Origin of the sequence: Streptomyces sp. NPDC005811 (genome assembly GCF_040630405.1) — a bacterium.
GTDB lineage: Bacteria > Actinomycetota > Actinomycetes > Streptomycetales > Streptomycetaceae > Streptomyces.
The window spans coordinates 1-25,778 of sequence record NZ_JBEXXK010000009.1; the positions used below are offsets into that span (position 1 = coordinate 1).

The 25,778-nt window shown below is 72.5% G+C and carries 22 protein-coding genes and 2 pseudogenes; 9 read left to right on the forward strand and 15 right to left on the reverse strand.

Annotated elements, in window-relative coordinates:
• The first annotated feature begins 530 nt into the window (after nucleotides 1-530).
• Nucleotides 531-1,517 carry a nucleoside hydrolase gene (locus tag ABZ490_RS11735; RefSeq protein ID WP_358988060.1) on the forward strand — a complete coding sequence of 329 codons (987 nt, stop codon included), beginning with the start codon at nucleotides 531-533 and terminating at the stop codon, nucleotides 1,515-1,517.
• On the opposite strand, the gene ABZ490_RS11740 is transcribed toward ABZ490_RS11735, so the two are convergent.
• From ABZ490_RS11740 to ABZ490_RS11760, 5 genes and pseudogenes are all read right to left on the reverse strand, one after another.
• Entirely contained in the window at nucleotides 1,514-2,161 is a 648-nt protein-coding gene (locus ABZ490_RS11740; protein WP_358988063.1) for a hypothetical protein, read from the reverse strand. The two genes, ABZ490_RS11735 and ABZ490_RS11740, sit on opposite strands and share 4 nt — an antisense overlap.
• A 174-nt stretch (nucleotides 2,162-2,335) precedes the next feature.
• Nucleotides 2,336-3,307, reverse strand: coding sequence for an LAETG motif-containing sortase-dependent surface protein (locus ABZ490_RS11745; RefSeq protein WP_358988066.1), 972 nt, complete (start codon nucleotides 3,305-3,307; stop codon nucleotides 2,336-2,338).
• 336 nt (nucleotides 3,308-3,643) lie between these two features.
• A pseudogene (locus ABZ490_RS11750) lies at nucleotides 3,644-5,309 on the reverse strand (IS200/IS605 family accessory protein TnpB-related protein).
• A gap of 139 nt (nucleotides 5,310-5,448) precedes the next feature.
• A pseudogene (locus ABZ490_RS11755) lies at nucleotides 5,449-6,033 on the reverse strand (leucine zipper domain-containing protein); the annotation flags it as partial.
• A gap of 115 nt (nucleotides 6,034-6,148) precedes the next feature.
• The gene (locus ABZ490_RS11760; RefSeq protein WP_358988517.1) at nucleotides 6,149-6,913 is read right to left on the reverse strand and encodes a DUF4142 domain-containing protein; all 765 of its coding nucleotides are present in this window, start codon (nucleotides 6,911-6,913) and stop codon (nucleotides 6,149-6,151) included.
• 207 nt (nucleotides 6,914-7,120) lie between these two features.
• Between ABZ490_RS11760 and ABZ490_RS11765 the strand changes: the two genes are divergently transcribed.
• Together ABZ490_RS11765 and ABZ490_RS11770 are read left to right on the forward strand one after the other, a co-directional pair.
• Complete coding sequence (locus ABZ490_RS11765) at nucleotides 7,121-7,822, forward strand: MOSC N-terminal beta barrel domain-containing protein (protein ID WP_358988069.1); 702 nt, start codon at nucleotides 7,121-7,123, stop codon at nucleotides 7,820-7,822.
• A gap of 99 nt (nucleotides 7,823-7,921) precedes the next feature.
• Nucleotides 7,922-9,088 carry a Xaa-Pro peptidase family protein gene (locus ABZ490_RS11770; RefSeq protein ID WP_358988072.1) on the forward strand — a complete coding sequence of 389 codons (1,167 nt, stop codon included), beginning with the start codon at nucleotides 7,922-7,924 and terminating at the stop codon, nucleotides 9,086-9,088.
• A 22-nt stretch (nucleotides 9,089-9,110) separates the two neighbouring features.
• Here the strand turns inward: ABZ490_RS11770 and ABZ490_RS11775 are convergent, their stop codons facing one another.
• From ABZ490_RS11775 to ABZ490_RS11800, 6 genes are all read right to left on the reverse strand, one after another.
• Nucleotides 9,111-9,800: a DUF6445 family protein gene (locus tag ABZ490_RS11775; protein WP_358988075.1), complete on the reverse strand. Its 690-nt coding sequence runs from the start codon at nucleotides 9,798-9,800 to the stop codon at nucleotides 9,111-9,113.
• Between the two features lie 132 nt (nucleotides 9,801-9,932).
• Nucleotides 9,933-10,253 carry a hypothetical protein gene (locus tag ABZ490_RS11780; protein ID WP_358988078.1) on the reverse strand — a complete coding sequence of 107 codons (321 nt, stop codon included), beginning with the start codon at nucleotides 10,251-10,253 and terminating at the stop codon, nucleotides 9,933-9,935.
• A gap of 153 nt (nucleotides 10,254-10,406) precedes the next feature.
• On the reverse strand, nucleotides 10,407-10,682 hold the full coding sequence (locus ABZ490_RS11785) for a protealysin inhibitor emfourin (RefSeq protein WP_358988081.1): 276 nt from the start codon (nucleotides 10,680-10,682) through the stop codon (nucleotides 10,407-10,409).
• Nucleotides 10,683-10,694: 12 nt separating this feature from the next.
• Complete coding sequence (locus ABZ490_RS11790) at nucleotides 10,695-11,741, reverse strand: M4 family metallopeptidase (protein ID WP_358988085.1); 1,047 nt, start codon at nucleotides 11,739-11,741, stop codon at nucleotides 10,695-10,697.
• A 193-nt stretch (nucleotides 11,742-11,934) separates the two neighbouring features.
• Complete coding sequence (locus ABZ490_RS11795; protein ID WP_358988088.1) at nucleotides 11,935-12,462, reverse strand: FxLYD domain-containing protein; 528 nt, start codon at nucleotides 12,460-12,462, stop codon at nucleotides 11,935-11,937.
• A gap of 126 nt (nucleotides 12,463-12,588) precedes the next feature.
• Complete coding sequence (locus ABZ490_RS11800) at nucleotides 12,589-12,777, reverse strand: hypothetical protein (protein ID WP_358988091.1); 189 nt, start codon at nucleotides 12,775-12,777, stop codon at nucleotides 12,589-12,591.
• Between the two features lie 183 nt (nucleotides 12,778-12,960).
• Between ABZ490_RS11800 and ABZ490_RS11805 the strand changes: the two genes are divergently transcribed.
• A complete protein-coding gene (locus ABZ490_RS11805; RefSeq protein WP_358988094.1) occupies nucleotides 12,961-15,252 on the forward strand; it encodes a LuxR C-terminal-related transcriptional regulator in 2,292 nt (763 codons plus the stop codon).
• Nucleotides 15,253-15,534: 282 nt separating this feature from the next.
• Here ABZ490_RS11805 and ABZ490_RS11810 read toward each other — a convergent pair whose 3' ends face one another.
• From ABZ490_RS11810 to ABZ490_RS11825, 4 genes are all read right to left on the reverse strand, one after another.
• Nucleotides 15,535-16,011, reverse strand: a complete 477-nt coding sequence (locus tag ABZ490_RS11810; RefSeq protein WP_358988097.1) for a GNAT family N-acetyltransferase — start codon at nucleotides 16,009-16,011, stop codon at nucleotides 15,535-15,537.
• 43 nt (nucleotides 16,012-16,054) lie between these two features.
• Nucleotides 16,055-16,678: a M23 family metallopeptidase gene (locus ABZ490_RS11815; protein WP_358988100.1), complete on the reverse strand. Its 624-nt coding sequence runs from the start codon at nucleotides 16,676-16,678 to the stop codon at nucleotides 16,055-16,057.
• 74 nt (nucleotides 16,679-16,752) lie between these two features.
• Nucleotides 16,753-17,655, reverse strand: a complete 903-nt coding sequence (locus tag ABZ490_RS11820; protein WP_358988519.1) for a glycosyl hydrolase — start codon at nucleotides 17,653-17,655, stop codon at nucleotides 16,753-16,755.
• Nucleotides 17,656-17,806: 151 nt separating this feature from the next.
• Nucleotides 17,807-18,310 carry a GNAT family N-acetyltransferase gene (locus tag ABZ490_RS11825; RefSeq protein WP_358988103.1) on the reverse strand — a complete coding sequence of 168 codons (504 nt, stop codon included), beginning with the start codon at nucleotides 18,308-18,310 and terminating at the stop codon, nucleotides 17,807-17,809.
• 105 nt (nucleotides 18,311-18,415) lie between these two features.
• On the opposite strand from ABZ490_RS11825, the gene ABZ490_RS11830 reads away from it, so the two are divergent.
• The 5 genes from ABZ490_RS11830 (at nucleotide 18,416) to ABZ490_RS11850 (ending at nucleotide 25,735) form a co-directional block, all read left to right on the forward strand.
• Nucleotides 18,416-19,294: a hypothetical protein gene (locus ABZ490_RS11830; RefSeq protein WP_358988106.1), complete on the forward strand. Its 879-nt coding sequence runs from the start codon at nucleotides 18,416-18,418 to the stop codon at nucleotides 19,292-19,294.
• A gap of 198 nt (nucleotides 19,295-19,492) precedes the next feature.
• Nucleotides 19,493-21,586, forward strand: coding sequence for a TerD family protein (locus ABZ490_RS11835; protein ID WP_358988109.1), 2,094 nt, complete (start codon nucleotides 19,493-19,495; stop codon nucleotides 21,584-21,586).
• Nucleotides 21,587-21,775: 189 nt separating this feature from the next.
• Nucleotides 21,776-23,485, forward strand: a complete 1,710-nt coding sequence (locus tag ABZ490_RS11840) for a lysyl oxidase family protein (protein ID WP_358988113.1) — start codon at nucleotides 21,776-21,778, stop codon at nucleotides 23,483-23,485.
• 154 nt (nucleotides 23,486-23,639) lie between these two features.
• The gene (locus ABZ490_RS11845) at nucleotides 23,640-24,113 is read left to right on the forward strand and encodes a carboxymuconolactone decarboxylase family protein (protein WP_358988116.1); all 474 of its coding nucleotides are present in this window, start codon (nucleotides 23,640-23,642) and stop codon (nucleotides 24,111-24,113) included.
• A 212-nt stretch (nucleotides 24,114-24,325) separates the two neighbouring features.
• Complete coding sequence (locus ABZ490_RS11850; protein ID WP_358988119.1) at nucleotides 24,326-25,735, forward strand: LCP family protein; 1,410 nt, start codon at nucleotides 24,326-24,328, stop codon at nucleotides 25,733-25,735.
• The last annotated feature ends 43 nt before the right edge of the window (nucleotides 25,736-25,778 follow it).

Sequence of the window (25,778 nt, forward strand, 5' to 3'; positions counted from 1 at the left end):
GCCGAGCCCCGGCACCGTGACCGGTGCGGGCCGGGTGCCGACCAGGTGGGGACCGGCGTGGACCCGGGTGGGGACGGGGTGGGGACCGGTGGGGACTGGGTGCGGACCGGTGCGGACCGGTGCGGGCCGGGTGCCGACCAGGTGGGGACCGGCGTGGACCCGGCTGGGGACGGGGTGGGGACCAGCGCGGACTGGGTGGGGACTGGGTGGGGACCAGTACGGGCCGGGTGCGGACCGGTGCGGGCCGGGTGCCGACCAGGTGGGGACCGGCGTGGACCCGGGCGGGGACGGGGTGGGGACCAGTGCGGACTGGGCGCGGACCGGGTGCGGACGGGGCACGGACCGGCCGCGGACCCGGCCGCGGACCCGGGTGCGGACCGGGCGTGGACTCGGGTGCGGGCCGGCCGCGGATCCGGGCGCGGACCGGGTGGGGATCCGGGTGCGGACCGGGTGGGCCCGCATAAGGTCGGGTGTGTCGGGTGTGACCGACTTGGTCGAGTGGGTTCGGAAGGATCCGAAGGAGTCGCCGGATGGCCGATCGTGATCAGCAGCCCGTCCCCGTGATCATCGACTGTGACACGGGGGTCGACGACGCCCTCGCCCTGCTGTTCGCCGTACGGCATCCGGGGCTGGATCTGCGGGCGGTGACCTGTGTCGCCGGGAACACGGACGTCGACGGCGTGGTCCGCAACACCCTGACGGTGCTGGACATGGCGGGCGCCGGGGACGTCCCGGTGGCGCGGGGCGCCGAGCGGCCGCTGATCGAGCCCGCCCGCTCGGCGACCGTGCACGGCAAGGACGGCATGGGCGACATCCCCGGCCTGCCCGCCCCGGCCCGCCGGCCCGTCGACGTGGACGCGGTGACCCTGCTGCGCCGCGAGATCCTCGCCTCGCCCCGCCCGGTCACGCTGATCCCCACCGCGCCCCTGACGAACATCGCGCTGCTGCTGCGCACCCACCCCGAGGTGACCCGCAACCTCGAACGGATCGTGTTCATGGGCGGCGCGGTCGCCGTCGGGAACGCCACCCCGGTCGCCGAGTTCAACGTGTGGCACGACCCGGAGGCGGCCGCGGTCCTGCTGACCGCCGGGGTCCCGATCACGATGTACGGGCTCGACGTGTTCCAGCGGGTGGTGGTCCCCGGGGAGGACGTACGGCGGCTGCGCGCGAGCGCGGAACCGGGCACGCGCCTCGCCGGTGACCTGCTCGCCCACCGCCCCTCCGCGCCGGAGGCGGGCGCCGACGAGTCCGCCGGGGGGCTCGGTGACGCGGGCGCGGTCTGCGCGGTGGTGGACCCGGCCGGACTCACCACCCGCCCGCTCCCCGTGGAGGTCTCCCTCGCCCCCGGCCCGACCCGCGGCCAGACGATCGTCGACCGCCGCCCCCGCCACGGCGAGTCCGAGACCCACCACGGGGTGAGGGAACAGGCCCTGGTGGACGTGGGGTTGGACGTGGACGTCGAGCGGTACGTGCGGCTCTATCTGGAGACCGTGGAGCGGGGCGCGGACAGGCCCTAGGGGTGGCCCTCGGGTGCCGACGAGGCGTGGGCGAGGGCGGTGAGGGCCGGGATCAGGGCGGCCAGTTCCTCCAGGAGCGCGTCCATGCTCGTCACGTCGGGCATCGGGTGGACGAAGCACACCCCGTCCGCCGAGACCGAGACCGCGGGTCCGGCGAGCCGGATCAGGCGCCGGGGCAGCCCGGAGGCGTGGAACCGCTCGGCCGTCCCCGCCGGGTCCGCGCTCACCGGGAGGTACGGGACGCCGTCGGGGGCGCGCAGGCCGAGCTTGGCCGCGCTCCAGGCGCGTTCGAGGCGCAGGGCGGGGCGGTCGCCGGGCGCCTCGAAGCACACGATCAGCCAGTGCCGTACGTCCCGGCGCCCGGAGGTCTCCCAGCGCCGGGCGACGGTGACCCGGTGCCCGTCGAGGGGGCCGGTCGCTCCGGTGCCGTGCCGGGTGCGCAGCAGCCAGGGGAAGTGGCCCGCGTAGCCGGCCCACTCCGCTCCGTCCGGGCCCCGTTCCAGTCGGCTCCAGCCGGGATCTCCCGCCAGGACGGTGATCGCCCGGTCCGCCTTGCGCGCCCGGCGCAGGGTGCGGGCCGCGAGCGTGCCGCCGACGACGAACGGCGCCAGCACGATGACCGACCACATGATCCAGGGAAGCATCGAGGCGATGTCCTTTCGCTCCGGCCGGGAATGCACGGGAACACGCATCCTCGCCCGGGCGGTCGCGTCACGGCATCGTGGCAACTACGTAGCGGACTACGGAAAACGCACGTCCGCCCCGGCACCACGAGGGTGCCGGGGCGGACGTACCGGAGAAGCCGGAGCGAGCCTGCGTCAGGCGCGGGTCGCCTTGCGGCGGCGGGTGGCCACCACGATCGCGGCGCCGCCGGCCAGGAGCGCGGCGGCTCCGCCCGCGACGAGCGGGGTGTTGCTGCTGGCGCCGGTCTCGGCGAGGTCGCCGCCACCGCCGGTGCTGCCGCCCGTGGCGGGGGTGCTGCTCGACTCGGAGCCGGACGGGGTCGGCGTGGCCGACTCGGTCGACGTGGACTCCGAGGCGGAGGGCGAGGGCGACGCGCTCTCGGACGACTCGTCCGAGGGGGTCGACTCGGACGGCGACGGCGACGGCGAGGAGTCGCCGCCCCCGGCCGGGGCCGACGGGGTGGGGGAGGACGGGGGCTGCTCGGTGGACGTGCAGTCCTTCGTGCCGCCGTTCCAGGCCGCGATCAGCTTGTCCTTGATGACCGGGCGGTCCGGACCCTTGGGCAGGTCGCCGTGGACGAAGCCGTCCTTGGCGTCGAGCTTGCCGTCGAACTTCACCGCGCCGCGGTAGAGGTCGATCTGGGCGTAGCAGCCCGCGTCGGGGACGGCGATGTCGAGGGTGTCGGTCTGGCCGGGCTTGACCGTCACGGTGTCGAAGTCGACGAAGACCTGCTCACCGGAGGTGCCGAAGGTGGCGCCGTGGGCGAGGTAGGAGGCCAGGGAGGCGGTGCAGGTGCTCGCGTCGCCCGCCGTGCGGACGGAGATGTGGACCTTGCCGTCCTGGGTCGGCTTGAGGTTCTGGTCGTCGACGCGCACCGAGTCGAAGAAGTTCTTGCCGTCGAGCGAGAACTGGCAGCGGTCGGTCCCCGTCTCGGTGCCCGCGCCGGTGCCGGGCTGGTAGTGCCCGCCCGACTTCCAGCCGTCGCCGCCGGGCCCGGAGTTGGCGAAGGCGCCGGAGGCGGCGGCCACGGAGGCGGCGCACAGGGTGAGCGTGGCGGCGCCCGTCCCCAGCAGGCGGCGCACGGTGACACGTCTCGCTATGGACATGCGTATCCATTTCTTGGCGATGCCGGTTCTTGGCGAATGCCAGGGCAATGCCAGGGCTGATTGGTCAGATCAGAGTGGGTCGGAAGACACAGGGGGCCCTCGGGTCACAGGCGCCACAGTGTGCGCCCATCGTCGTTCGCCTGCCAGATCGCTGTCAACCGGGGATAAACCCAAGGCAGTTCAAGTTTGCATCACGACTTCATCACGTGTGGAACGATCCCCTCCGGACCGTCCGAGGGTTCGCTTTCCCGGCAACCTGGACAGACTTCCGTGCGTGACCGACTTCTCCGCCCGCAATCCGGACTGGTGGCAGTCGTCTACCAGGTGTACCGCTCCTTAAAGACTGAGCGGTAGTGAGTCCTGTTGCCAGAACCCATGCTCAGCCGCGTGCCCCGAACGGTGTTGGGCACACTGGTCGGCCGCTTTCACTCCGCCCCCAGCGCCATCGGATCGGGTCCGTGGTCCGGGAATGCGGGGGCGGCGTTCCTCACGCCCCCGGGCGCCGTGTCCGGCCTGGGCGGTCCGATGCCCGCACCCATCGCTCTGGTGGGTGTGGGGCGGTGCCGTCCGTCGCCGGATACGGTGCCCGAGGGCGCGCCTTGCGATCGCCACGCTCGCGGCGTCGTGCCGCGTGGTGGCCCGCTTCGTGCTGGTGAGAGGCTTCTGCCAGTGCTGCGCGCCCCACTTGGAGGTGTAGGCGGGATCGACCGCGACGATGGTGATCCCCAGCTCAGCGGCCATGCTGACCAGTCGCGCCCGCAGCCTGGAGACGGGCATGCCGCTGATGAGCTTGCGGAACCGCTTCCGACCGCCGTGCTTCTCGCGGGTTTTCTCCGTGTCGAAGTCGAGGTCTTCGATCGCGATGTTCAGTCTGTGCCGGGCAGCCCAGTGCAGCAGGCGGATCAGGGCGTGCCGCACCTGGGCGTCGCGGTGGGCGGCGGTGCGGGACAGGTCGTAGAAGAACCTGCGGGGTTCGCCGCACGGGTTGCCGTGTGCGTCGAGGCGCCAGGCGGCCGTGGGGGCACCGCCCGCGCGAGCGAAGCCGAGCGTGGGGGAGGTCGGCGTTGGTGTCGACGCCGATCAGGCCACCGGCGCGGGCCGCCTCCAGCGGCACCGTCCGGACCGGGGGGAGCGTCCACGACGCGGTCAGGTACCAGCGGCCCCGGCCCACGTCTTCGTGGATACGGTAGGCGACAGCCCGGTTGGCTTCCACGCGGTCGGCCCGCTGCTCACCCCGGTACGCGAACGACACCTTCGCGGTGAGGACGTACCGGCCGTGCGGTGCGTTCGCCAGGTGTGCCAGCGGCGCAGGCAGTTTGAGGGAGATGTCGCCGTCGGGGGTGACGCGGATGGTCTCGTTGCCGAACCGTTTGCCGGACTCGCCGTCCGCGGCGAGGAAACGGCGCCCGGCGCGCCACCGCGTGCGCCACTGCTCCTCGGTGAGCTGCGCTTCCCGAAGGTGGTGGCGGGTGTTCAGCAGCCGTTTCCCGCCGCGCACCACACGCACGACCCCGGCCTCACGGTCGGCCCGCACCGCCTGAAGCCGGTCTTCGAGCACGTGCAGGCGGCGGGACTTGGCAAACCACTCCTGCCTGCTGCGGTAGCCGCCCGATGTCTGTTTGGTGCCCCTCTCGCCCACGGGCCGGGACAGCCGGCGGGTGATCGTCTCGATCCCGGTTTGAAGGCTCTGCAGGTGCGCGAGCTGGCCGCGCCGGGCCAGCGCCCACTGGTCGTGGGTGGCCTTCGTGATCGACCCGGCCCAGCGCGAGGACGACTCCTGGGTGAGCGTGCGCTTGCGCTCGGCCCACCGCTCGCTGTCGTGCTGCAGCCCGGCCGCGCACCGCGCCTTCAGGTCACGCGAGGCGAGCGTGCCGAGCAGGTCGCCGACCAGGCGGAGAACCTCCTCGTCCCCGGCGGTCAGGCCCTTGAGTCGGCTACGGATCGAAACCCCCGAAGGTCCGGGCACCACGAACGGCGCCGCCACCTCCCGCAGTCCGCCCACGCCTTTCACCCCCCAACCGGTGTCGCGGAAATCCGTCACCACACCCAACGACCACCACCGGCGAAGGTCACGCATTCGATGCGAGAACTCCCGTTCCCCATCCAGGGGCCCGTGCCTGCCACGCTCACGCAAAGGCTGCGGCCCTGCGGAGAAAGGCGGCGCAGGTGGTGGCCTTCTCGTCGCTGTGGGTCTCGCTGTAGGCGAGGCGGGTGTGGTCGTCGACAACGGAGTGGACGTAGTCGAAGCCCACGCCGCTGCGTGGGTCCGGCCGGCCTGGCGGCCCAGCACCGTCGGGGATCCGGCCGAGCTTCTTGACGTCGACGTGGACGAGCTCGCTGGGCCGGTCGCGTTCGTAGCGGCGGATGACCTGCCCGGTGGGCCGGTCCAGGAAGGCCAGACGGTTCAGGCCGTGCCGGGTGAGGATGCGGTGCACGGTGGAGGCGGGCAGGCCCAGGATCGGTCCGATACGTGCCGGGCCCAGCTTGCGGTCCCGCCGAAGCCTGCACACATGCGACCCGGTGGCTGCCGCGGTCCGATGCGGAGCCCTGTGCGGACGGCTGGAACGGTCGATGATTCCGCTCTCGCCCTCGGACCGCCAGCGCCGGATCCACTTGTGAGCTGTGGGACGTGAGATGCCCATCTCCGCTGCAACGTGGGCGACGGGACGGCCGGAGCGGACACGTTCGACTAGCAGCCGCCTGCCGTGAACGGTCAGCCGGGGCATTACGGCGGGACACGAAGGCCTCCGTGCGGTGAAGATTCGACACCTCCACCACACACGGGGGGCCTTCGCGACGATCAAGACGGGCCCGCGTCAACAACGCTCGTGATCAATACACCTAGCCGCCCGTGCCCGCGTTCGCGGCGGCGCCGGCGGTGGAGTTGGCCGCGCCGCCCGCGATGCCGTCGATGTCCACCGGGGTGGACGTGGCGTTCGGCGGCGGGGTCAGGACGACCTCCGGCGCTCCGGCGGCCGGGGCGGGCGGGGTCAGGTCCGTCTTGGGCAGCTTGGGCGCGGTGGTCTGCTGGAAGAGCGTCGAGTCGAAGTCGACCAGACCGGTCTTCTCCATCACCGTGATGTGGTCGAGGACGGTGTCGTTGGCCTGGTCGGCCAGGGCGCGCACCAGGGAGTTCTTCGTCGTCGACCGGATCTTCGCCACGGTGTTGAAGATGGAACCGTGCGTCATGCGCAGGATGTTGGCGAAGTCGGTGTCGAACTGCGCACCGGAATCGCCCTTGAGCTGGGTCACGAAGCCCTCCTGCTGGGGGCTCGCCACGTTGGGCAGCGTGATGTTCAGCATCGGCGCGATCTTGCGGCAGGTGATGTCGAGGGCGGCGTGACCGTCGATGAGGTGCTCGCTCGCGGTGAGGACGGCCTTGCTCGTCCCCTTCTGCAGACCGATCTGGCCCACCGGGTACTCCCACAGACCGGCGGCCCGCACCTTCACCACGAAGTCGCGGTCGCCCTCGGTCAGGGGGCCCCACTGGGTGTTCGCGATGACTCTGTCGGTGGATGTCGACACCGTGTCCAGCCCCAGCATCGAGGGGTAGGCCAGAGCGCCCAGAGTCAGCGCCAGGGCGCCACCCACGAAGAGAGTTCCCATCGCGTTCCGCGAGAGTTGCACCGTTCCTCCTGCCCGGTCGGGGGTCCGCCGACGGTAGGACTCCGGCGGGGGGTCGGACGCACTGGAGTACGCATCAAGAGCCGCCGCGACTCTATGCGCTTCGTAAAATCTTTGCTGCTGTATGAGTTCCCATCAAAAACTGACGTCTGAACTGGGTCCGAACCAGGTCTTCGCGAGGGGGAGCCGATGCGAGCGAACGTCGTCGGGATCACGTACTACCCGGTGAAAGGGTGCGCGGGGGTCGCGCTCACGGAGGCGGCGGTGACCCCGGAGGGGCTGCTCGGCGACCGTGCCTGGGCGGTCGCGGACGACCGGGGCGACCTGCGCTGGCAGGGCGCGGACCCGCGGCTCGCGGTGATCGCCCCGCAGGCGCGGGACGACGGCGGGCTGACGCTCCGGGCGCCGGACACCGAGCCGCTCACGGTGACCGGGCCAGGCCCCGACGCGGACGCCTGGCTGACCCGGTTCCTGGGCCGCCCGAGCCGTCTGGTCCGCACCTCCGCGGGCAGCGCCTCCCGCCTGCACCTCGTCTCCCGCGCCAGCCTCGACGCCCTCAACCGGCGCATCGCCGCCCGCGGCGCCGCCCCGCTGCCCATGACCCGTTTCCGCCCCAACCTCGTCGTCGACGGCTGGACCGCCCCCCACACCGAGGACGGCACCCCCCGGCTCACCGTCGCCGGCACCGAACTGGCCCTCACCGAGCTCACGGTCCGCTGCGCCGTCACCCTGGTCGACCAGTCCACCGGCCGCCGCGCGGGCCCCGAGCCGCTGCGCACCCTCGCCGACTACCGCCGGGCGGACGGCGGCGGGGTCGTCTTCGGCGCGTACTTCGCGGTACGGCGTCCGGGACGGGTGGCCCTGGGCGACGAGGTGATCCCGACCGGCTGATCCCGACCCGCTGATCCCGACCGGCCGACCACGCCTCCCTGCACCCATACGGCCCTCCCCATCCGCCCTCCCCGCCGCCCACCGGTTCGAATGGGAGACATGACCCCCGACGACCACGAGCCGCAGTACCGGGCCGGGCCGGAGAACCAGGCGCCCGCTCCCTTCGCCCCGGAGGTCTACGCCGGGCGGCTGCGGCGGGCCGCCGGGGAGGCCGCCGCCGCCCGGCTCACCGGGGTGCTCGTGACGCCCGGGCCCGATCTGGGCTGGTTGTGCGGGCATCGGCCGGGCACCGCCCCGGACCGGCTCACCCTGCTCGTGCTCGCCCCGGAGACCGAACCCCGCCTCCTGCTCCCCGCCCGGGACCTCGCGGACGCCTCGGCGGGCCCCGCCGCCGGTGCCGTCCGGCTCACCGCCTGGGCCGACGGCCAGGACCCCTACGCCGCCGCGGCCGGTCTGCTCCTCCCGCACGGCCACTACGGCATCGGCGACGCCACCTGGTCCGTCCACCTCCTCGGCCTGGAGGAGGCCCTGCCCCTCACCACCTACCGGCCGCTGTCCACCGCCCTCCCCCTGTTCCGCGCGGTCAAGGACGCGGAGGAGACGGCCCGGCTCGCGGCCGCGGCCGCCGCCGCGGACGCCGCGTACGAGGCCGTCCTCGCCGTACGGTTCAGCGGCCGCCGTGAGTCCGAGCTGGCCGCCGACCTCGCGGGCCTCCTGCGCGCCCACGGCCACGACCGCGTCGACCGGGCCCGGGTCGCCGCCGCGGCCCATGGCGCGGACCCGGACCACCGGCCCGGCGAGCACCGGATCGAACCCGGCGACACGGTCGTCCTGGACCTCGGCGGCCGCCGTGACGGCTACGCCTCGGCCCTCACCCGCACGGTCCACGTGGGACCACCGCCGGACCGGCTGCGCCGACTGCACGACCTCGTCCGTACGGCCCGGGAGGCGGCCCTGGCCGCGATGCTCCCCGGGGTGCCGTGCGCGGAGCCCGACCGGGCGGCCCGCGTGGTCCTCGCGGCCGCCGGACACGGCGGCGACGCCCTCCCGGCCACCGGTCACGGCCTCGGCGTCACCCCGTACGAGCCGCCGTATCTCGCCCCGGGCGGTACCCAGCTCCTCACGCCCGGCATGTGCGTCCGGGTCGCGGCGGGTGTCCTGCTGCCGGGCCGGCTCGGGGTGCGGCTCGGGGACACGGTGGTGTGCACGGCGGCGGGCGTCCGCCGGCTGGCCGGTGCCGACCCCGCCCTCGCGGAGGTCGCCTGACGCCCGCACGGGAATGGCCGGCTCACGCCATCCAGAAGAAGACCGCCGTCATCCGCTTCTCCTCCAGCGTCGTACCGCAGTAACCGGTCGCGCTGTGCACGAGGTTGGCGTGGTAGAGCAGCAGCCGACCCGCGCGGTGCGGGACCCGTACGTCCTCCTCGAAGGCGTCCGGGGCGACGAACCGGGTGCCGAGGGCCTCGACGAGGTTGTGGTGCGGGGCCTGGACGACATTGCCGCCGAGCCGCCCGCCCGGCAGCGACTGCCGGTAGAAGCTGGTCCCGCAGTCCTTGGGCACGCCCGGGTTGAGGTACAGCACGGCCGCGTACCGGCACAGCGCGCGCGAGTCGGAGTGCGGCCGGGGGGTGCTCTCGCCCTCGCCGACGACCTGCACGCAGTTGTGGTTGAGGGTGCCGCCCCCGGGCGCCTGCTGCACCCACAGCCGCCGCGCCCCGGTGGCCTTGCGCACCTGCCGCTCCACCCGGGCCAGTTCGTCGGGCTCCAGGCCGGGCATGGTCCGCAGTCCCGGCCAGCTCTCGGAGGTGTACGGGTATCCGCGGACCCAGTCGTCCTTGGCGAGGCACCGCTCGCGGATCGCGGCGATGCCGTCGGCGGGGAGGACGTCGTCCAGGACCCAGTAGTCACGGCCCTTGGTGGGCTTGCGGTAGGGCAGGACGGGGAGGGTGGCGGCCCTCCGCGGCTGTGGCATGGACATGAAACGAATCTAGGCCGGGGTCCCGTCAGGTCTCGCCCGCGATCTGCCCCGGACTGGGCAGAGAACTGGTCAACGGGTCGTCAATCCCGGTCAAGAGATCCTCTGGGAAGGGCAGTTGCTCCCTCTTCCTGATCACTGGCCCGGGGGGAGCGGGACGATCTTCCCGTTCTCGTCGACGGTGTGGGTGGTCCAGTACTCGTCCCACTGGTCGCCGACGTGCTCCGGGACCTTGCCCTCCGGGTAGCGGACCCAGCCCTCCGGCGGCTCCTGGCCGTCCTTCACGCACTGGCCGCCGCTGCTGTTGACGGCGAGGGCCGGGTACTCGCCGTCGCTGCACATCGCGTCCTGGAACGAGAGCGAGCACGCGGACAGCAGCCCGGCGGCGGTGGCGGCCACCAGGGCGAGACCCAGACCGCGGCGGACACGGCGACGGGCGGTGGACTTGCTGCTCACGGTGGACTCCCTCAGGTCGGCTTGTGGAACCAGCCTGCGGGAAGCCGGACGCCCGCTCCTGAGTACGCGTACTCAACAGCCGAGGGGTGCCCTACTCGACCCGTGTGCGATCCCCGCTCGATCCCTGCGCTGTCCCTTCTCGATGCGTCCTCCTCAGAACCCCTCGCCCAACACCCGCTCCACCAGCCGGAGTTGTGCCTCGGTCAGGCCGGGGTCGGTGAACTCCACCGGACTCTGGTCGTCCACGGTCAGCGTGTAGTGGCAGGCATCGGGCACACCGGGCCCGGACGGGGCCGGTGTGCCCGCCGCGGAGAGGACCTCGTACGCCAGCTCTTCGAGCGCGGCCCCGTCGGGCCGGGCGGCGGTGTCCGCCTCGGCCCGGCGGGGCACACCGAGCAGTCCCCCGCTCCTGATCAGCCGGATGTGCATGGCGCCGCCGGTTCAGTGGACGCTCAGACCGACGTCGGACCAGGCCTTGACCACGGACTCCAGTTCCAGCCGGGTGCCGAAGAGCCGCTCGGCCGTGTCCCGCGTCGCCTGCGCGAACTGCTGGAAGTCGCAGTTCTCGGAGAGCCCCCCGGAGGTGAGCGTCTCGTACCAGATGCGTCCGGCCCGCTCCCAGGCGTAGCCGCCGATGGCGACCGCGGTCAGATAGAAGGCGTGGTTCGGGATGCCGGAGTTGATGTGCACCCCGCCGTTGTCGGCGTCGCCCTCGACGTAGTGGGTCATATGGCTGGGCTGCGGGTCCTTGCCGCCCAGCCGCGGGTCGTCGAACCCGGTCCCCGGTTCCCTCATGGACCGCAGGGCCTGCCCCCGCACCTGCGGGGTGAACAGGCCCGCGCCGATCAGCCAGTCGGCCTGGTCGGCGGTCTGGTGCCGGTCGTACTGCTTGACCAGCGAGCCGAAGACGTCCGAGATCGACTCGTTGAGCGCGCCGGACTGGTCCTGGTAGACGAGACCGGCGGTGTACTGCGTGACGCCGTGGGTGAGTTCGTGGCCGATGATGTCGACCGAGATGGTGAAGTCGTTGAAGACGACGGCGTCACCGTCGCCGAAGACCATCCGCTCGCCGTCCCAGAAGGCGTTGTTGAAACGGCGACGGTAGTGGACCGTCGAGTCCAGCGGCAGATTGGCGTCGTCGATCGAGTGCCGGCTGTACGCCTCCTTGTAGAGCGTGAAGGTCAGACCGAGGCTCTGGTACGCGCGGTTGACCGTGCCGTCCAGGGACGGGTCGCCGCCCTCCCGGCGGACCAGGTCGCCGGGGAGCGCGAGGGTGTGGTGGGTGTCGTACAGCGTCCGGTCCAGGACGAACTCGGTGGGCGCGGCGGGGGAGACCAGACTGGGCGTCTCGATCCGGTTCTGCCGGAAGTCGGCCTCGACGGCCAGCGTGTTCTGCGCGGCCTCCCGAACGTGCGGATCGTCGGACTCGGCGAGCTTCTCGAGGACGAACGGCGGCAGGATGCCGCAGACGTGGCGCGTGGGGCGCATGGGGGATCCCTCCTTGGAAGAGGGCTTGAAAACGGGGGTGATGGGCCACGAGTCCCCAGCGCGGGGACCCGGAGCCGGGGCCGCGTGACTCACGCGGGCCGAACGAGTCCCATGCTTCTTATTCTGCGCCCGGGCGCGGCCTCCCGCACGCCGGGCGGATGACGGCGCCTCAGGTCCTCGGGCGGGGGTCCTCTCAGTACCGCACCGCCCGCGCCACCTGTGTCTTCACCGTGCCGGACAGGTCGCGGTTGCTGCGGGCCGTCGCTGTGCCGGTCTTGCCCGCGGCCACGTCGGAGACGGTGACCACGACCGTGTCGAGTCGGTTGCCGCTGCTGTCGGTGAAGTCGACCTGGACGGCGAAGGACTTCGTGGAGTCGGCGCTGTTGGTGACGGTGACCTCGACCGTGGCGCGGCCCTGGTCGGTGCCGGGCGTGCCGAGCCTCGCGTCGGACGTCACGTCGGTGCCGTTCTTGATCTCGTCCAGCTCCTTGTTCGCCTCGGCCGTGGCCGACGCGAACGCCGACGCCGCCACGGAGGCCAGGGAGGACGCGGCCGCCGTCGCCTCGCCGCCCAGCGACTCGGCCGCGGAGGCGGCGATGCTGGCGGCCTTGCTGGCGGCCGACGACACCGACGAGGGGGTGTTGTCGTCCGAGCAGCCGGTCAGGCCGGCGGCGCAGCAGACCGCCACGGCCGCCAGCAGCACGCCCTTGGTGCGCGGCATCTCGCCTCCTGGTGTCTCCCGAGGGGGGCTCCCGCGGGACTCCTTCCAGTGAACGGGTGGCCGCGCCGCCGCGCATGCCGGGTCACCCGGACGGATGGCGCGGAAGCACCGGGGACGCCGGCCGGGTCAGCGCCGCGCCTTCTTGTACCGGCGCATCAGCTCCACGATCCGCGCCTGCTCGGCGCCCGCGTTCAGCGCGGTCAGCAGGTCGTCCGGGCACAGCTCGTAGAAGTCGCCCCAGTAGCCCCGGCGCCGGTTGTCCCAGATGCGGTAGCCGCCCGGAACGCCCCGGGCGACATAGCGCCGTCTGCTCACTCCCGCTCCCCCTCCCCCGTGCGTGGCATCCGCAGTGTCCTGCACGGTCGTCATCCCTCGCGCGGATTTTCGAGGCCCGTCGCCCTCCCCGGTGACACCTACGCACCCTTCACGCTCGGCGATCATGTGCTTACGCTGTGATGGTTGATGGGTGGATCGGTGGAGAGCGTGTGCGGGAGTGGCATGGGATTCGGCTTCGGTCAGCGGCGCGGCGGGCAACTCCCCGTGGAGATCACCAGTTTCGTGGGCAGGGCCGAGGAACTCGCCCTGATCAAGGACGCGGTGGGGCGCTTCCGGCTCGTCACCCTGGTCGGCCCGGGGGGTGTCGGCAAGAGCCGTACGGCGCTCCGGGCGGCCGGCGCCTCGGCGGCGCGGTTCGCGGACGGCGTCTGGCTGGTGGAGCTGTCCGCGCTGCACGACCCGGAGCTGGTGCCGGCCACCCTCGCCGGGGTGCTGGAGCTGCCCGAGCAGCCGGGGATGACCCCGCTGGACGCGGTGGTGGAGCATCTGCGGGAGCGGCGGATGCTGCTGGTGCTGGACACCTGTGAGCATCTGGTCGACGCGTGCGCGATGCTCTGCGACATCCTGCTGCGGGAGGCGCCGGGGCTGACGGTGCTGGCCACCAGCCGCCAGCCGCTCGACGTGCCCGGCGAGCACTGCGTCCCGATCGCCCCGCTGAGCAGGGACGACGCGCTGGAGCTGTTTCTGCTGCGGGCCGCTGCCGTCACCACCCTGGGCGCGGACGACCGGCCTCGCACGCTCGCGCTCGTCGACCGTCTCGACGGTATGCCGCTCGCCCTGGAGCTGGCCGCCGTACGGCTGCGGGCGGTGCCGCTGGCCGAGCTGGTGGCGCGGCTGGGCCGGCGGTTCGAGGTGCTGACCGGGGGCCGCCGTACCGCGCTGACCCGGCACCAGACGCTGCGGACGGCCATCGACTGGTCCTACGACCTGTGCACCGCCGAGGAGCGGCTGCTGTGGGCGCGGCTGTCGGTGTTCGCGGGCTCCTTCGAGCTGTCGGCGGCCGAAGCGGTGTGCGGGGGCGGGGAGTTACCGCGGGCGGAGGTGGTGGGCGCGCTGATCGGGCTGGTCGACAAGTCCGTGGTGCAGCGGATCGGGGAGGACGGCGGGCGCTACCGGCTGCTGGACACCATCCGGGAGTACGGCGCCGGGCGCCCGGCCGGGGTGGAGGGCGCCGCCGACGCCGTACGGGAGCGGCACTTCGCGTACTACGAGCGGCTGGTGGCGCGGTTCTGGGACGAGTTCCTCAGTCCGGCGCAGGTCGCGCTGCACCGGGCGGTGCGGGAGGAGATCGCCGATGTGCGGGCCGCCCTGGAGTACGGGTGCGCGGAGCCGGGGCGGGCGGTGGAGGCGCTGTGGCTGGCGACGCGGCTCGGGCCGTACTGGCGGGCGGCGGGCACCCTGTCGGAGGGCCGGCACTGGATCGACAAGGCGCTGGAGCCGGTCGCGGAGGACTGTCCGGAGCGGGCCTGGGCGCTGCTGATGACCGGGATCTTCGGGGTGTGGACGGCGGATCTGGAGACGGCGCTGGACCGCTTCCCGCGGGCGCACGAGGTGGCGCGCCGGGTGGGGGAGTCGCGGGTGGAGCTGTCGGCGCAGGCGTACCTCGGGGCGATGACGGCCTTCGGCGGGGCGGTGGAGCAGGGGCTCGCCGAGGTGGAGTCGGCCCGGCTGCGGATCGTCGCCTCCGGTGACCGGCTGGGGATCGGGGTCGTGCACTACGAGGCGGCCCTGCTGCGGGCCGTGTTCGGGGACCCGGCGGGCGCGCTGGAGCTGTGCGCGACGGGGCTGTCGTATCTGGAGGAGTGGGGCGAGCGGCAGCTGTACGCGTCGACGGTGACGACGAAGGGCGTCATCCACATGCTGGCCGGTGAGGACGCCGAGGGGGAGGCGTGTCTGCGGCGGGGCCTGGAGGCGGTGAGCGAGATCGGGGAGGTGCTGGTGGCGGCGCTGGCCGCGCTGGGCCTGGCCTGGCACGCGGCCCGGGGCGGCCGGCCCGTCCGGGCCTGCTGGCTGCTCGGGTACGCGGAGAACGCGCGCCGGCTGAGCGGGGATCCGGTGGCGCTGCTGCCCCGGCTGGTCGAGGAGCAGGAGGAGGTGCAGCGGGCGGTGCGGGCGGCGCTCGGCCCGGAGGCGTTCGAGCGGTGGCGGGAGACGGGGGCGCGGATGTCGGGGCAGGAGGTGCTGGAGGCGGTCCGTGCGGACGCGGAGGTGCCGGAAGGCCCCGCGGCCCCCGTACGGCCCCCCGCTCCCCGCGGTCCCGTCCGCCCCGCCGACTCCCTCACCCGCCGCGAGCGGGAGGTCGCCGCGCTGGTCGCCCGCGGGCTGTCCAACCGGGAGATCGCCGAGCGCCTGGTCATCTCCAAGCGCACGGTGGACGCCCACGTCGAACACATCCTCGCCAAGCTGGGCATCACCTCCCGCACCGAGATCCCGGCGACGGTGACGGGGCCGTAGGCGTACGTAGGTAGAACGGCGGCGGTCTCCTGTGGGGTAGGTGTACCGATCTTCCGCGCACCGGAGTGCGCGCGGCACGGTCGGCGCGGCAGCCTGGTGGTGCCGCCCGGGGCCGGGACGGGCCGGGGGCCGACAGGCCGAACCCTCGGTCGGCGCTGTCATGGCAGGCGTCCGGCACCGGACCCGCCCCCGGCGGTACGCGGGGCTGCCCCTGGTCGGCGGGGCAGCCCCCACCACATGTGACCGCATCCCCGACCTCCTGCAAGGTCGACCCGGACGAGCTCAGCGGGCTGCGAGAGCCGCCAGGGGTTCCCCGGTGAGCCGGCAGATCCGCCACTCGTCGAGGAACTCCACCCCCAGCGAGGTGTAGAAGTCGACCGTCGGCTCGTTCCAGGCCAGCACCCACCACTCGAATCGCTCCCAGCCCTCGCGGACGCAGGTCGCCGCGAGGGCGGCGAGCAGGGCTATGCCATGACCGGCGCCCCGCGCGTCCGGGCGGACGTAGAGGTCCTCCAGGTGCATGGCCCGGGTGCCGGTCCAGGTCGAGAACCGGGGGAACCACAGGGCGAAGCCCACGGCCGCGCCGGAGGCGTCGTCCTCGGCGATCAGGACGTGCGCGGCGGGCCGCTCCCCGAACAGGGCCTCCCGGAGCTGTTCCTCGGTGGCGCGGGCCTCGTGCTCGGCCTTCTCGTAGGCGGCGAGTTCGCGGATCAGGGCGCGGATCTCGGGGACGTCGTCGGCGGTGGCGGCTCGGATCATGCGCGGAGCATGGGGCAGGGGCGCGGGCGCTGTCCACGGTGTTTCACCTGTCGGGCCGGATGTCCACGTCCTTCGTGCGCAGCCACGGCAGCGGCGGCACCGCCGAGCCCGGGTACGGCGTCATCCGCACCTCGAAGTGCAGATGGGGGCCGGTGACGTTGCCGGTGGCGCCGGAGAGGCCGAGCCGGGTGCCGGGGAAGACGCGGTCGCCGCGGCGGACGTCGATCCGGGAGAGGTGCGCGTACTGGGTGAAGAAGCCGCCGGGGTGCCGGACGACCACCTGGTTGCCGAAGCCGTCGCCGCAGGTGGTGGCCTCGACGGTGCCCGGTCCGACGGAGTGCACGGGGGTGTCGGCGGGGACCGCGAAGTCCTGTCCGGTGTGGCGGTGGGCCCAGCGTTCGCCCTTGGCCGCGTACCCGGCCGAGAGCCAGTAGCCGCGGGTCGGCGCGGTCCAGGGGCCGCCGGTGCGGTGGTGGGGCTCCCGGCCGCGCCGGGCGACGGGGCAGTGGCCGGTGCGGCCGGAGGGGTCCACCACGACCGGATCGCCGCCGCTTCTCCTGTGGTCTCTCTTGTCGTCGCCTCCGGCGCCCGACGGTACGGCGGTGAGCAGGACCAGGAGGACGGACAGCCCGGCGGTCGCCGTAGCGAGGGAGTGTTCTCGTCGCATTGCATGATCATCGGACCGGTGAGGGGCGGGGGCCGCGGCACGCCGCCGGACACCCGCCCGTTCTCCGCCGGATTTCAGTCGAACGGCTCCGCCATCAGCCTGCGGTACACCTGCGACGACCTCGGATTCGCCGGGCACTGCCACACACCGTGCGGGCAGTAGTCGCTGATCGTCTGGTACAGCGGCCGCTGCCGGGCGAACCAGGTGAGCATGCCGCGGACGTACGCCGGGTTGTCGCCGTTGCGGAACAGTCCCCACTCCGGGTACGAGAACGCCTTGTGGTGCGCCCGCGCGAACCGCACGTGCTCGGCGAGGCCGTACGGCTCGTGGACCTGCTCGTCGAAGGACATGCCGCGCGGCTGGTCGTAGGCGTCCATGCCGATCACGTCGACGTACCGGTCGCCCGGGTAGCAGGCCGGCCACGGAATCGCGTCCCGCCCCCGGTTCGGCGCGAACTCGAACCGGAACCGCTGCCCCGGCACCGACCGCATGGTCTCCACGATCCGCACCCAGAACGCCTTCCAGGCCTCGGGATCGGGCCCGCAGCGGTGGGTGTAGGTGATCCCGTTCATCTCCCAGCCCACCACCAGCACGGTGTCCGGGATGCCGAGCGAGACCAGCCGGCGGGCCAGCGTACGGAAGTGCCCGTCGTACGCGCCGTCCGCCCCGTAGCGCAGCAGCTTGCGCACCCTGCGGTCGGACAGATGCGCCTCCGCGCGGTCCAGCATCGGCACGTTCAGCACGAACAGCCGGTCGGCGCGGGCCCGGCGCCACTGCGCCCAGTGCTGGAGATCGCCGGGCTCCCCCTCGATATGGCCCCAGTGGTCCCCCGCCAGATAGGCGTGCCCGACCCGGGGCGTGGCCGGTCCCAGCCAGCCGTCCAGCTCGGAGACCCGCTGCACCCCCTCCGAGCCGTAGCCGACGTACGCCCCGAAGGGCGAGGGCGGGGGCCCGCCGGCCGCCTTCCCGTCGGGCACCCCCGCCGCCCACTCCCCGTCGCGGACGCACGCGGGCCCGGCGAGCAGGACGAGCGCGGCCAGAAGGAGCGTCAGGAAGGGACGACGGGGGCTCCGGGAGCCGAGGGGGCGATGATGAGGAAATCTGCTGATCGCTGACGGGGGCACCGGTTCAGGATGACCGCCCGCCCTCCCCCGGCAACCCGGAATCACCCGCGAACCACTCGTACCGGGGACGCGGTTCGCGCACCAGGAAGACATCCACGGCGTCCTCCCGCTCCCACACGAAACCGTGCCGCTCGTACAGCCGCCGGGCCGCGCTGCCCCTCAGGACGTCCAGCCGCACCCGCCGCCCGTCGCGGTCGGCGTCCTCCAGCAGCCGCTCCAGCAGAGCGGTCCCGATGCCCCGCCCCTGCACCCGCGGGTCGAGATAGAAGTGCTCCAGCCAGTCCGCGTCCCCGGCCGGCCGCAGCGCCACACACCCCACCACCGCGCCGTCCGCCCCCTCGACGACCAGCGTGTGCGCGGGCATCCAGGCGTCCCGCAGCCGCTGCCGCACCCGGTGCTCGTCGTACCGCCCGAGCCGCTCCAGATCCGCGCGCATCGCCACCGCCCGCACCTCGGCGACGGCCTCCAGATCCGCCGCGGTCGCCTGCCGCGTCCTCCACTCAGCCATCCCGTGATGCTACGAGCCCGGGGTCGGCAACCCGGAGGCCGGTCGGCGGCGACGGACCACTGAACGGCCCGTACGCGCATCCGTTCCCCCCACAAGGAGCCAACCATGCGCAGAAACCGCAGGCACCGCACGCGCCCCAGGCACCTGGCACGACTGTTCACCGTCCTCGCGGCCCTCGCCGCCCTCCTCCACGCGACCGGCGTCGCGGCGCCGCGCGCCGAGGCCGCCGAGGAGTGGAACCCGCCCGCCGCCCTCGTCCAGCCCCTGAACGAGGTCTGGAACCACGTCTCGTCCACCTACCCGGACCTCTACGGCTTCCGCAACTACGGCTGGGACCAGGTCATGGCCAACCGCGGCAGCATCAACTACTGCGTCCGCTGGGAGTCCGACGCCCCCGTCAGCACCGCCCTGCGCGACCGGATCCACACGGCCCTGAAGAAGCAGTTCGCGAAGTGGATGGCGGCCCAGACGGAGAACGGCCGGGCCTACGACAACTGGCCGTACACCACGGTCCCGGTGAACATCGTCGGCTGGGCGGTCAAGAACCGCTCCACCCTCCAGTGGACCGACACCTCCGTCGACGTCTACACCAACGTCCTCGACGCGGCAGGCGCCCCGCAGTGCGCCCCCGACTGCGGCCGCTTCTTCCACCAGGACGGCAACTACTCCCGCTGCCCCGGCGGCACCGCCCGCCACTACGACCAGTCCCTCTGGCTCACCAAGGGCTTCCAGGGCGGCGCCGGCGGCGACTGGGGCCAGCGCGTCGGCCAGGAGTACTTCACCTCCACCCTCGACCAGGAGAACATCCACATCTATCTGCACGAGGTCGGCCACACCTTCGGCCTCGACGACTTCTACGACTGGACCCCCACGGGCCAGTGCTGCTTCCTCATGAACGCCGGCACCGCCACCCAGATCACCGACTTCGACAAGTGGATGTTCCGGGACTTCTGGCGCCACCTGAAGAGCCGCTACGGCCTCTGAGCGACCACCGCCCCGGGCTCCCCACGGCGGCGGCCCTCCCGGCCGTCGCCGTACCCCGCGCCAGGCCCCGTCCCCGCCCCGACCCCGCCCCGTCCCCGTTTCCGGTGGATCGCCCCGGGATCGCCCCTCCTGGCACTAGAGTCGCACCGCGCGTGACATGTGTCGCGGGTCACATCGGTGGGGGCCGCAGGGGGGCTTGTGCACGAGATGGTCAAGGGCGCCAACGTGGGGTTGGCGGCGCTGAGCGAGAACGTCGACGCGGTGATGGTGAGCCTCGGGTGGACCAGTCCCACCGGCGAGGGCGACGCGGACGTGTCCGTCCTCCTGCTCGACGCGCACGGCAAGGTGCGCGACGACACCGACTTCTACTTCTACAACCACCCGGTCGCCACGGACGGCAGCGTGCAGCTCCTGGGCAAGACGCCCGCGGGGGAGGGCGACGAGGACCGGATCGGGTTCGATCTGACGGCGATCCCGGCCGACGTGGACCGGATCGTGGTCGCGGCCAGCCGCTACGAGGGAGCCCGCTTCGGCGAACTGGACGACCTCCGGCTCACGCTCGCCGACGGCAGCGGCGAGGAACTGCTGCGGTTCGCGATCGACGACGCGGGATCGGTGAGCGCGTTCATCTTCGGCGAGCTGTACCGGCGGGCGCGGGAATGGAAGTTCCGCGCCGTCGGCCAGGGATACGACACCGGACTGGCCGGCCTCGCCACCGACTTCGGCGTCGACATCGAGGACGACGCCGGCGAGGACGCGGGCCCGGACACCGAGCCGGACACCGAGCCGGACACCGAGCCGGACGAGAACGACGAGACCCACGCCGCGGACGCCGCCGTATCCGCCCTCGCACCCGCCGTCGAGCAGGCCCCGCCGCCCCCGGCCGCCGACGCCCTCCCGGCGGTGCCCGCGCCCCGCGCGGCCGGGGACGACGCCGGTCCGGCCCGGGCCGGCACCCGGCCCCGTACCGCGAAGAAGAAGGTCACCCTGCCGAGGACGGCGAAGAAGTCCCTCGCGGAGAACGACTCCTGGAGGGACGCGCGCCTCTTCCCGGTCTCCGCGCTCAAGAGCGACCGGGACCGCGAGACCCGGGCCACCTCGGTGCTGCTGTCGGTGATGGCGCAGGTCCCGGAGTTCGGCCGGCGGCTCACCGCGGCCTTCGGCGCACCGGCCGGCCGGATGGAGACCTTCACCGAGGTGTCGCTGCCGCACGGCGACACCCCTCGCCGCCCCGACGGCGTGATCCGCGTCGAACGGGCCGGGAAGCTGTGGACCGCGCTCGTCGAGACGAAGACGAACGGCAACCCGCTCCGGTCCGAGCAGGTACAGGCCTACATGGACATCGCCGCACGGCGCGGCTACGAGGCCGTCATCACCCTCTCCAACGACGTCGCCCTCGAAGGCAGTCCGCTGGTCGACGTGAAGATCGACGGGCGACGCAAGCACAAGGTGGCCATGCGGCACCTCTCCTGGGCCGAGGTGGCCCACCAGGCGCAGCTGCTGATCCGGCACGAGGGCGTCGGCAACAGCGCGCACGCCTGGCTGCTCCAGGAACTCCTGCACTACCTCCAGCACGAGAACTCCGGCTGCCACGGCTTCCAGAACATGGGCGCCGCCTGGGTCCCCGTGCGCAAGGGCATCGAGGACGAGACCCTCTGCCAGGGCGATCCACGGGCCCTGGAGGTCGTGGAGAGCTGGGAGCGGCTGGTCCGCCAGGTGTGTCTGGGGCTCGGCGGCGAACTCGGCGAGAAGGTGCTGCCCGTCCAGCGGGCCCGGCGCGGCACCGATCCCGGCGAGCGCCGGGCCCGGGCGGCCGACGAACTCTGCGCCGAGGGCCGGCTGTGGGCGGAGCTGCGCATCGAGGGGGCGCCCGGTGTCCTCGCGGTGGGCGCCGATCTGCGCACCGGCCGGCTGCGCACGTCCGTCGAGATCCCGGCACCCGAGCAGGGCTACCCGCTGAGCTGGGCCAAGCGGCTGGTGCGCCGGCTGGCGGAGGCACCGGCGGACCTGCATGTGGAGACCCTGGTCGAGGACGGCACGGGAGGACCGCGGGGCACCCTGGAGCGGCTCCGCCCGGAGCCGGCGGACCTGCTGCCGAGGAACGGGGCGCGGATCACCGGGTTCCGGCTCACCCTCTTCAAGGGCATGGGCAGCAGCCGGGGCAACGCGGAGTCGGGTTTCATCCGCAGCGTCGACGACGCCGTCCAGCGCTTCCACGGCACGGTCCTGGTCCACCTGGACCGGCTAGCCCCGCGCCGCGCCCCGTCCGCGGAGCCCGCGACGGCCGGCTGAACACGCGATTCCTCTTCAACTGATTCCTCTTCAACAAGCAACCCTGACCGGTCCTTTACCTCTCTCACAGGGTGCTCACAGTCCTCGGCCCGTGGGTGCGTGGGGTGTGCCCGTGAGTGTGTCCGGGCCGGGGACTGTGGGCTGGCCTGTCCGATGCCATCGACCGTGGCACTCGCAGACGAGGAACCGATGACCAGATCGCAACACCGCAAGGGCCTCAAGCGCGGCGCGTTCGCCGCCGGGGCCGCGCTCACCGTCGTCGCCGTCGCCGGGGCCGCCCCCGGTGCCGGTGCGGCGCCGCAGAGCACGGCAGGGAAGCCGAAGCTGAAGCTGATCGCCGCGTCGAACGCGGTGACGCTCGACCGGTACGAGTGGGACGGGGGTTTCCAGCTCGACTTCGACCTCGGCACCTATCTGACCGTCGACAACGCGCCGCTGGAGTTCAAGACCACGCGCAAGTCGTACAAGGACCCGGTGGTCGTGCAGCAGATCCTGCGCAACGGGTCGCACGTGACGACGAAGAAGCTGCCCGCCGGGCTCGTCAAGGACTTCAAGGGGCTGCCGGACTTCCTGGAGATCTCCGTCAAGAACAGCGCCGGGACGGAGGTGAAGAAGATGAAGAGCACGTTCTGTCCGAACAACGCCTCGGGCCGGCTGCGTCCCGACGCGCCCGCCACCTCGCACTATCCGGAGAGCTGCCCCACCAACCCGTTCACGCTGGGTTCGGTGTGGGGTGTGGAGAAGGGCTGGGCGGCCAACACCACCACCCAGGACTACGACCACCCGGTGGACCTGGCGCCCGGTGAGTACACGGCCAAGGTGTCGATCGCGAAGAAGTACCGGGATCTCTTCGGCATCCCCAACGACGCGCCGACCATCAAGGTGACCGTCCGGCAGAACAGCGACGGGGGCGGTGGCGGCGGGGCCGGGCTGACCCGCGGGTCCATGTCCCACGACATGGCGGGGATGGACCACAGCGGCATGGCCGGCATGGATCACGGCGCCATGGCCGGTGGCGGGCACCACTACGGGCCGCGCGGCGCCGACGCGCCCGTGCCCTCCGCGCTCTCGCACGCCCTGGAGGACCGCGGTCTCGCCCACCACCTCGGCGACGGCGCCGGTCACACCGACGGCTCGCGCATCGCGCCCGCGCTGAAGGCCAACAGCAAGCGGCCGAGCGGACGCGCGGCCGTCCCGGCCAACGCGCCCAAGCCGGACCTGCGGTCGCTGCCCGCCTGGGACATCGCGATCACCGACGGCGAGGACGGCGACGCCGCCGGCCGCGACTACCTCGCCTTCAGCGCCAACGTCTGGAACGCCGGCCCCGCGCCGCTCGTCGTGGACGGCTTCCGCAAGCCGGGCGCCGACCTGATGGACTCGTACCAGTACTTCTACGACGCCCGGGGCAAGCAGATCGGCTACACCCCCGCCGGCACCATGGAGTGGGACCCGCGGATCGGCCACGAGCACTGGCACTTCACCGACTTCGCCAGCTACCACCTGCTCTCCGCCGACAAGACCGACATCGTCAAGAGCGGCAAGGAGGCCTTCTGCCTCGCCAACACCGACGCGGTCGACTACACGGTGAAGAACGCCAACTGGCACCCGTACAACACCGATCTGTCCACGGCCTGCGGCCAGAAGAGCTCCATCTCCGTCCGCGAGGTCCTCGACGTCGGCTCCGGTGACACGTACACCCAGTACCGTCCGGGTCAGTCCTTCGACATCACCGACCTGGCGAACGGGACGTACTACATCCAGGTGGTCGCCAACCCGGCCAAGCGCCTGAAGGAGACCAACGTCAACAACAACGTCTCCTACCGCAAGGTCGTCCTGGGCGGTACGCCCGGGCACCGCACGGTGAAGGTCCCGCCGTACGACCTGATCAACGCGCCGTAGATCGCCCGGGGGCGGTGGCGGGCGGTCCGGACGGGCCCCCGCCACCGCCTCTGCCATGTGGTGACGCAGGTCACCTTCAGATCGGTCACACTCGTCCGGGCCGTTCCGTCAGAGAGGTGTAACCAGCCGAGAGCAAGCTCACGAGGAGACCACCATGGACGCGCGCCTCAACCTCTTCGCCAACCCGGTCGCCGGCAAGTTCACCCGGTACATCAACTCGGCCGGCAAGGTGATCGCCGACTCCACCCTGCCGGCGGCGACCCAGGAGCTGGTGAAGATCCGCGCCAGCCAGATCAACGGCTGCGGCTTCTGCACCGACATGCACAACAAGGACGCCGCCCACGCCGGCGAGACCGCCCAGCGCCTGTACCTGGTCGCGGCCTGGCGGGAGGCCAAGGTCTTCACCGAGGCCGAGCGGGCCGCCCTGGAGCTGACCGAGCAGGGCACCCGGATCGCCGACGCGGCGGGCGGCGTCACGGACGCGGCCTGGGAGAACGCGGCCAAGCACTACGACGAGGACCAGCTCGCCGCCCTCGTCTCCCTGATCGCCCTGATCAACGCCTACAACCGCCTCAACGTCGTCGTCCAGCAGCCGGCGGGCGACTACCGGCCGGGCATGTTCGGCTGAGGCCGGAACGGAACCGCCCCCGCCGAGCCGACGAACCGTCTGATCTGCGCAACAGGGCAACCGTTGGGCCGCTGTGTGAGTCTCCTGAGACGTCTGTGCTCGTCGGACGTATTCCTACCTGCGTGTAGTGTTCCGGCGTTCGGCGGTGACCACGCCGGCGGCCCGAGCACGGTGTACGGGGTGGAACAGCCGATGCGGAGGGACGGGCGCCGATGAGCGGATCGAGAAGGCGTGGACACGCTCCGACGGGATCGGCCGGCCGGGGGAGCAGAGGCGGCGGCGGTACGAGGCTGACCCGCCGTGGCCGGATCGTCGCCTGGGGCGGCGGGGTGACCGCGGTGGTCGTCCTCGCCGTCGGCGGCGTCGGCGCCTGGATCTACCAGGATCTCAACAACAACATCGGGCGGGCCGACGTCGACGACAAGCTCGGCGGGGACCGGCCCGAGAACCTCAGCCCGGGCTCGAAGAACATCCTGCTCGTGGGGTCCGACAGCCGGGACGGCGCCAACGCCAAGTACGGCAAGGACCTGACCACCATGCAGTCGGACACGCTGATGGTGCTGCACATCCCCGCCGACCGTAAGTGGGCGTCGGTGGTCTCCTTCCCGCGTGATTCCTGGGTGGAGATACCTTCCTGCGAGAAGGGCGACGGAGGCACGTCCTCCCCCCACCACTTCAAGATCAACGAGGCGTTCGCGATCGGCGGCAGCGGCGGCGAGGTCGCCGGGGCCGCCGCGTGCAGCATCAAGACCATCGAGGCCAACACCGGTCTGCGCATCGACCACTTCATGTCGATCGACTTCTCCGGCTTCAAGGGCATGGTCGACGCGCTGGAGGGCATCGAGGTCTGTCCCGAGGCGGCCATCCACGACGAGAAGGCCCATCTGGACCTGGAGGCGGGCTGCCAGACGATCAAGGGCGAGAAGGCCCTCGGTTACGTCCGCACCCGCTACAGCGTGGGCGACGGCTCCGACATCGGCCGTATCGGCCGCCAGCAGGAGTTCATGGACGCCATGGCGAAGAAGGCCAAGTCCAAGCTCACGGACGCCGACGCGATGTACGGCTTCCTCCAGTCCGTCACCAAGTCCCTCACCGCCGACACCGAACTGGCCGGCATCGAGCCGCTGTACGGGCTGGCGAACGAGCTGAAGGGCATCGACAGCGACCGGCTGGCCTTCGTCACCGTGCCCAACTACGGGCGGGAGGCCGACCAGCCCTCCGACAAGGCGAACGTCGTCTGGCAGTACCCGCAGGCCGCCGACCTGTTCACCTCCCTGGCCCAGGACAAGGAGGTCACCAAGGCGCAGGTGGAGGCCGCGAAGAAGGACGTGGTGTACGCGTCCTCGGTGAAGTTCCAGGTCCTCAACGGCACCGGCGTCGGCGGCCGGGCGGCGGCCGTGGCCGAGCGGCTCACCGAGGCCGGCTACAGCCTCGCCGGTACCGGCAACGCGCCCGCGACGGTCACGAAGACCACGGTCACCTACCCGGCGGGACTGGAACGCCAGGCCGCCGCGCTCGCCTCGCGGATCCCGGACGCCCGCGCGGTGCAGGACGCCTCGGCGACGGCGGGCGTGGTCACGGTGGTCGTGGGGCCGGACCTGAAGGTGGAGGACGTCGCCTGATCGGGCGTGATCACGAGCGGTCGCAGGCGCTCAGGAAATGCTG

Coding starts and splice junctions, on each gene's coding strand:
- ABZ490_RS11735 (WP_358988060.1), top strand. CDS start 531: ATGGCCGATCGTGATCAGCAGCCCGTCCCCGTGATCATCGACTGTGAC.
- ABZ490_RS11740 (WP_358988063.1), bottom strand. CDS start 2,161: ATGCTTCCCTGGATCATGTGGTCGGTCATCGTGCTGGCGCCGTTCGTC.
- ABZ490_RS11745 (WP_358988066.1), bottom strand. CDS start 3,307: ATGTCCATAGCGAGACGTGTCACCGTGCGCCGCCTGCTGGGGACGGGC.
- ABZ490_RS11760 (WP_358988517.1), bottom strand. CDS start 6,913: ATGGGAACTCTCTTCGTGGGTGGCGCCCTGGCGCTGACTCTGGGCGCT.
- ABZ490_RS11765 (WP_358988069.1), top strand. CDS start 7,121: ATGCGAGCGAACGTCGTCGGGATCACGTACTACCCGGTGAAAGGGTGC.
- ABZ490_RS11770 (WP_358988072.1), top strand. CDS start 7,922: ATGACCCCCGACGACCACGAGCCGCAGTACCGGGCCGGGCCGGAGAAC.
- ABZ490_RS11775 (WP_358988075.1), bottom strand. CDS start 9,800: ATGTCCATGCCACAGCCGCGGAGGGCCGCCACCCTCCCCGTCCTGCCC.
- ABZ490_RS11785 (WP_358988081.1), bottom strand. CDS start 10,682: ATGCACATCCGGCTGATCAGGAGCGGGGGACTGCTCGGTGTGCCCCGC.
- ABZ490_RS11790 (WP_358988085.1), bottom strand. CDS start 11,741: ATGCGCCCCACGCGCCACGTCTGCGGCATCCTGCCGCCGTTCGTCCTC.
- ABZ490_RS11795 (WP_358988088.1), bottom strand. CDS start 12,462: ATGCCGCGCACCAAGGGCGTGCTGCTGGCGGCCGTGGCGGTCTGCTGC.
- ABZ490_RS11805 (WP_358988094.1), top strand. CDS start 12,961: ATGGGATTCGGCTTCGGTCAGCGGCGCGGCGGGCAACTCCCCGTGGAG.
- ABZ490_RS11810 (WP_358988097.1), bottom strand. CDS start 16,011: ATGATCCGAGCCGCCACCGCCGACGACGTCCCCGAGATCCGCGCCCTG.
- ABZ490_RS11815 (WP_358988100.1), bottom strand. CDS start 16,678: ATGCGACGAGAACACTCCCTCGCTACGGCGACCGCCGGGCTGTCCGTC.
- ABZ490_RS11825 (WP_358988103.1), bottom strand. CDS start 18,310: ATGGCTGAGTGGAGGACGCGGCAGGCGACCGCGGCGGATCTGGAGGCC.
- ABZ490_RS11830 (WP_358988106.1), top strand. CDS start 18,416: ATGCGCAGAAACCGCAGGCACCGCACGCGCCCCAGGCACCTGGCACGA.
- ABZ490_RS11840 (WP_358988113.1), top strand. CDS start 21,776: ATGACCAGATCGCAACACCGCAAGGGCCTCAAGCGCGGCGCGTTCGCC.
- ABZ490_RS11845 (WP_358988116.1), top strand. CDS start 23,640: ATGGACGCGCGCCTCAACCTCTTCGCCAACCCGGTCGCCGGCAAGTTC.
- ABZ490_RS11850 (WP_358988119.1), top strand. CDS start 24,326: ATGAGCGGATCGAGAAGGCGTGGACACGCTCCGACGGGATCGGCCGGC.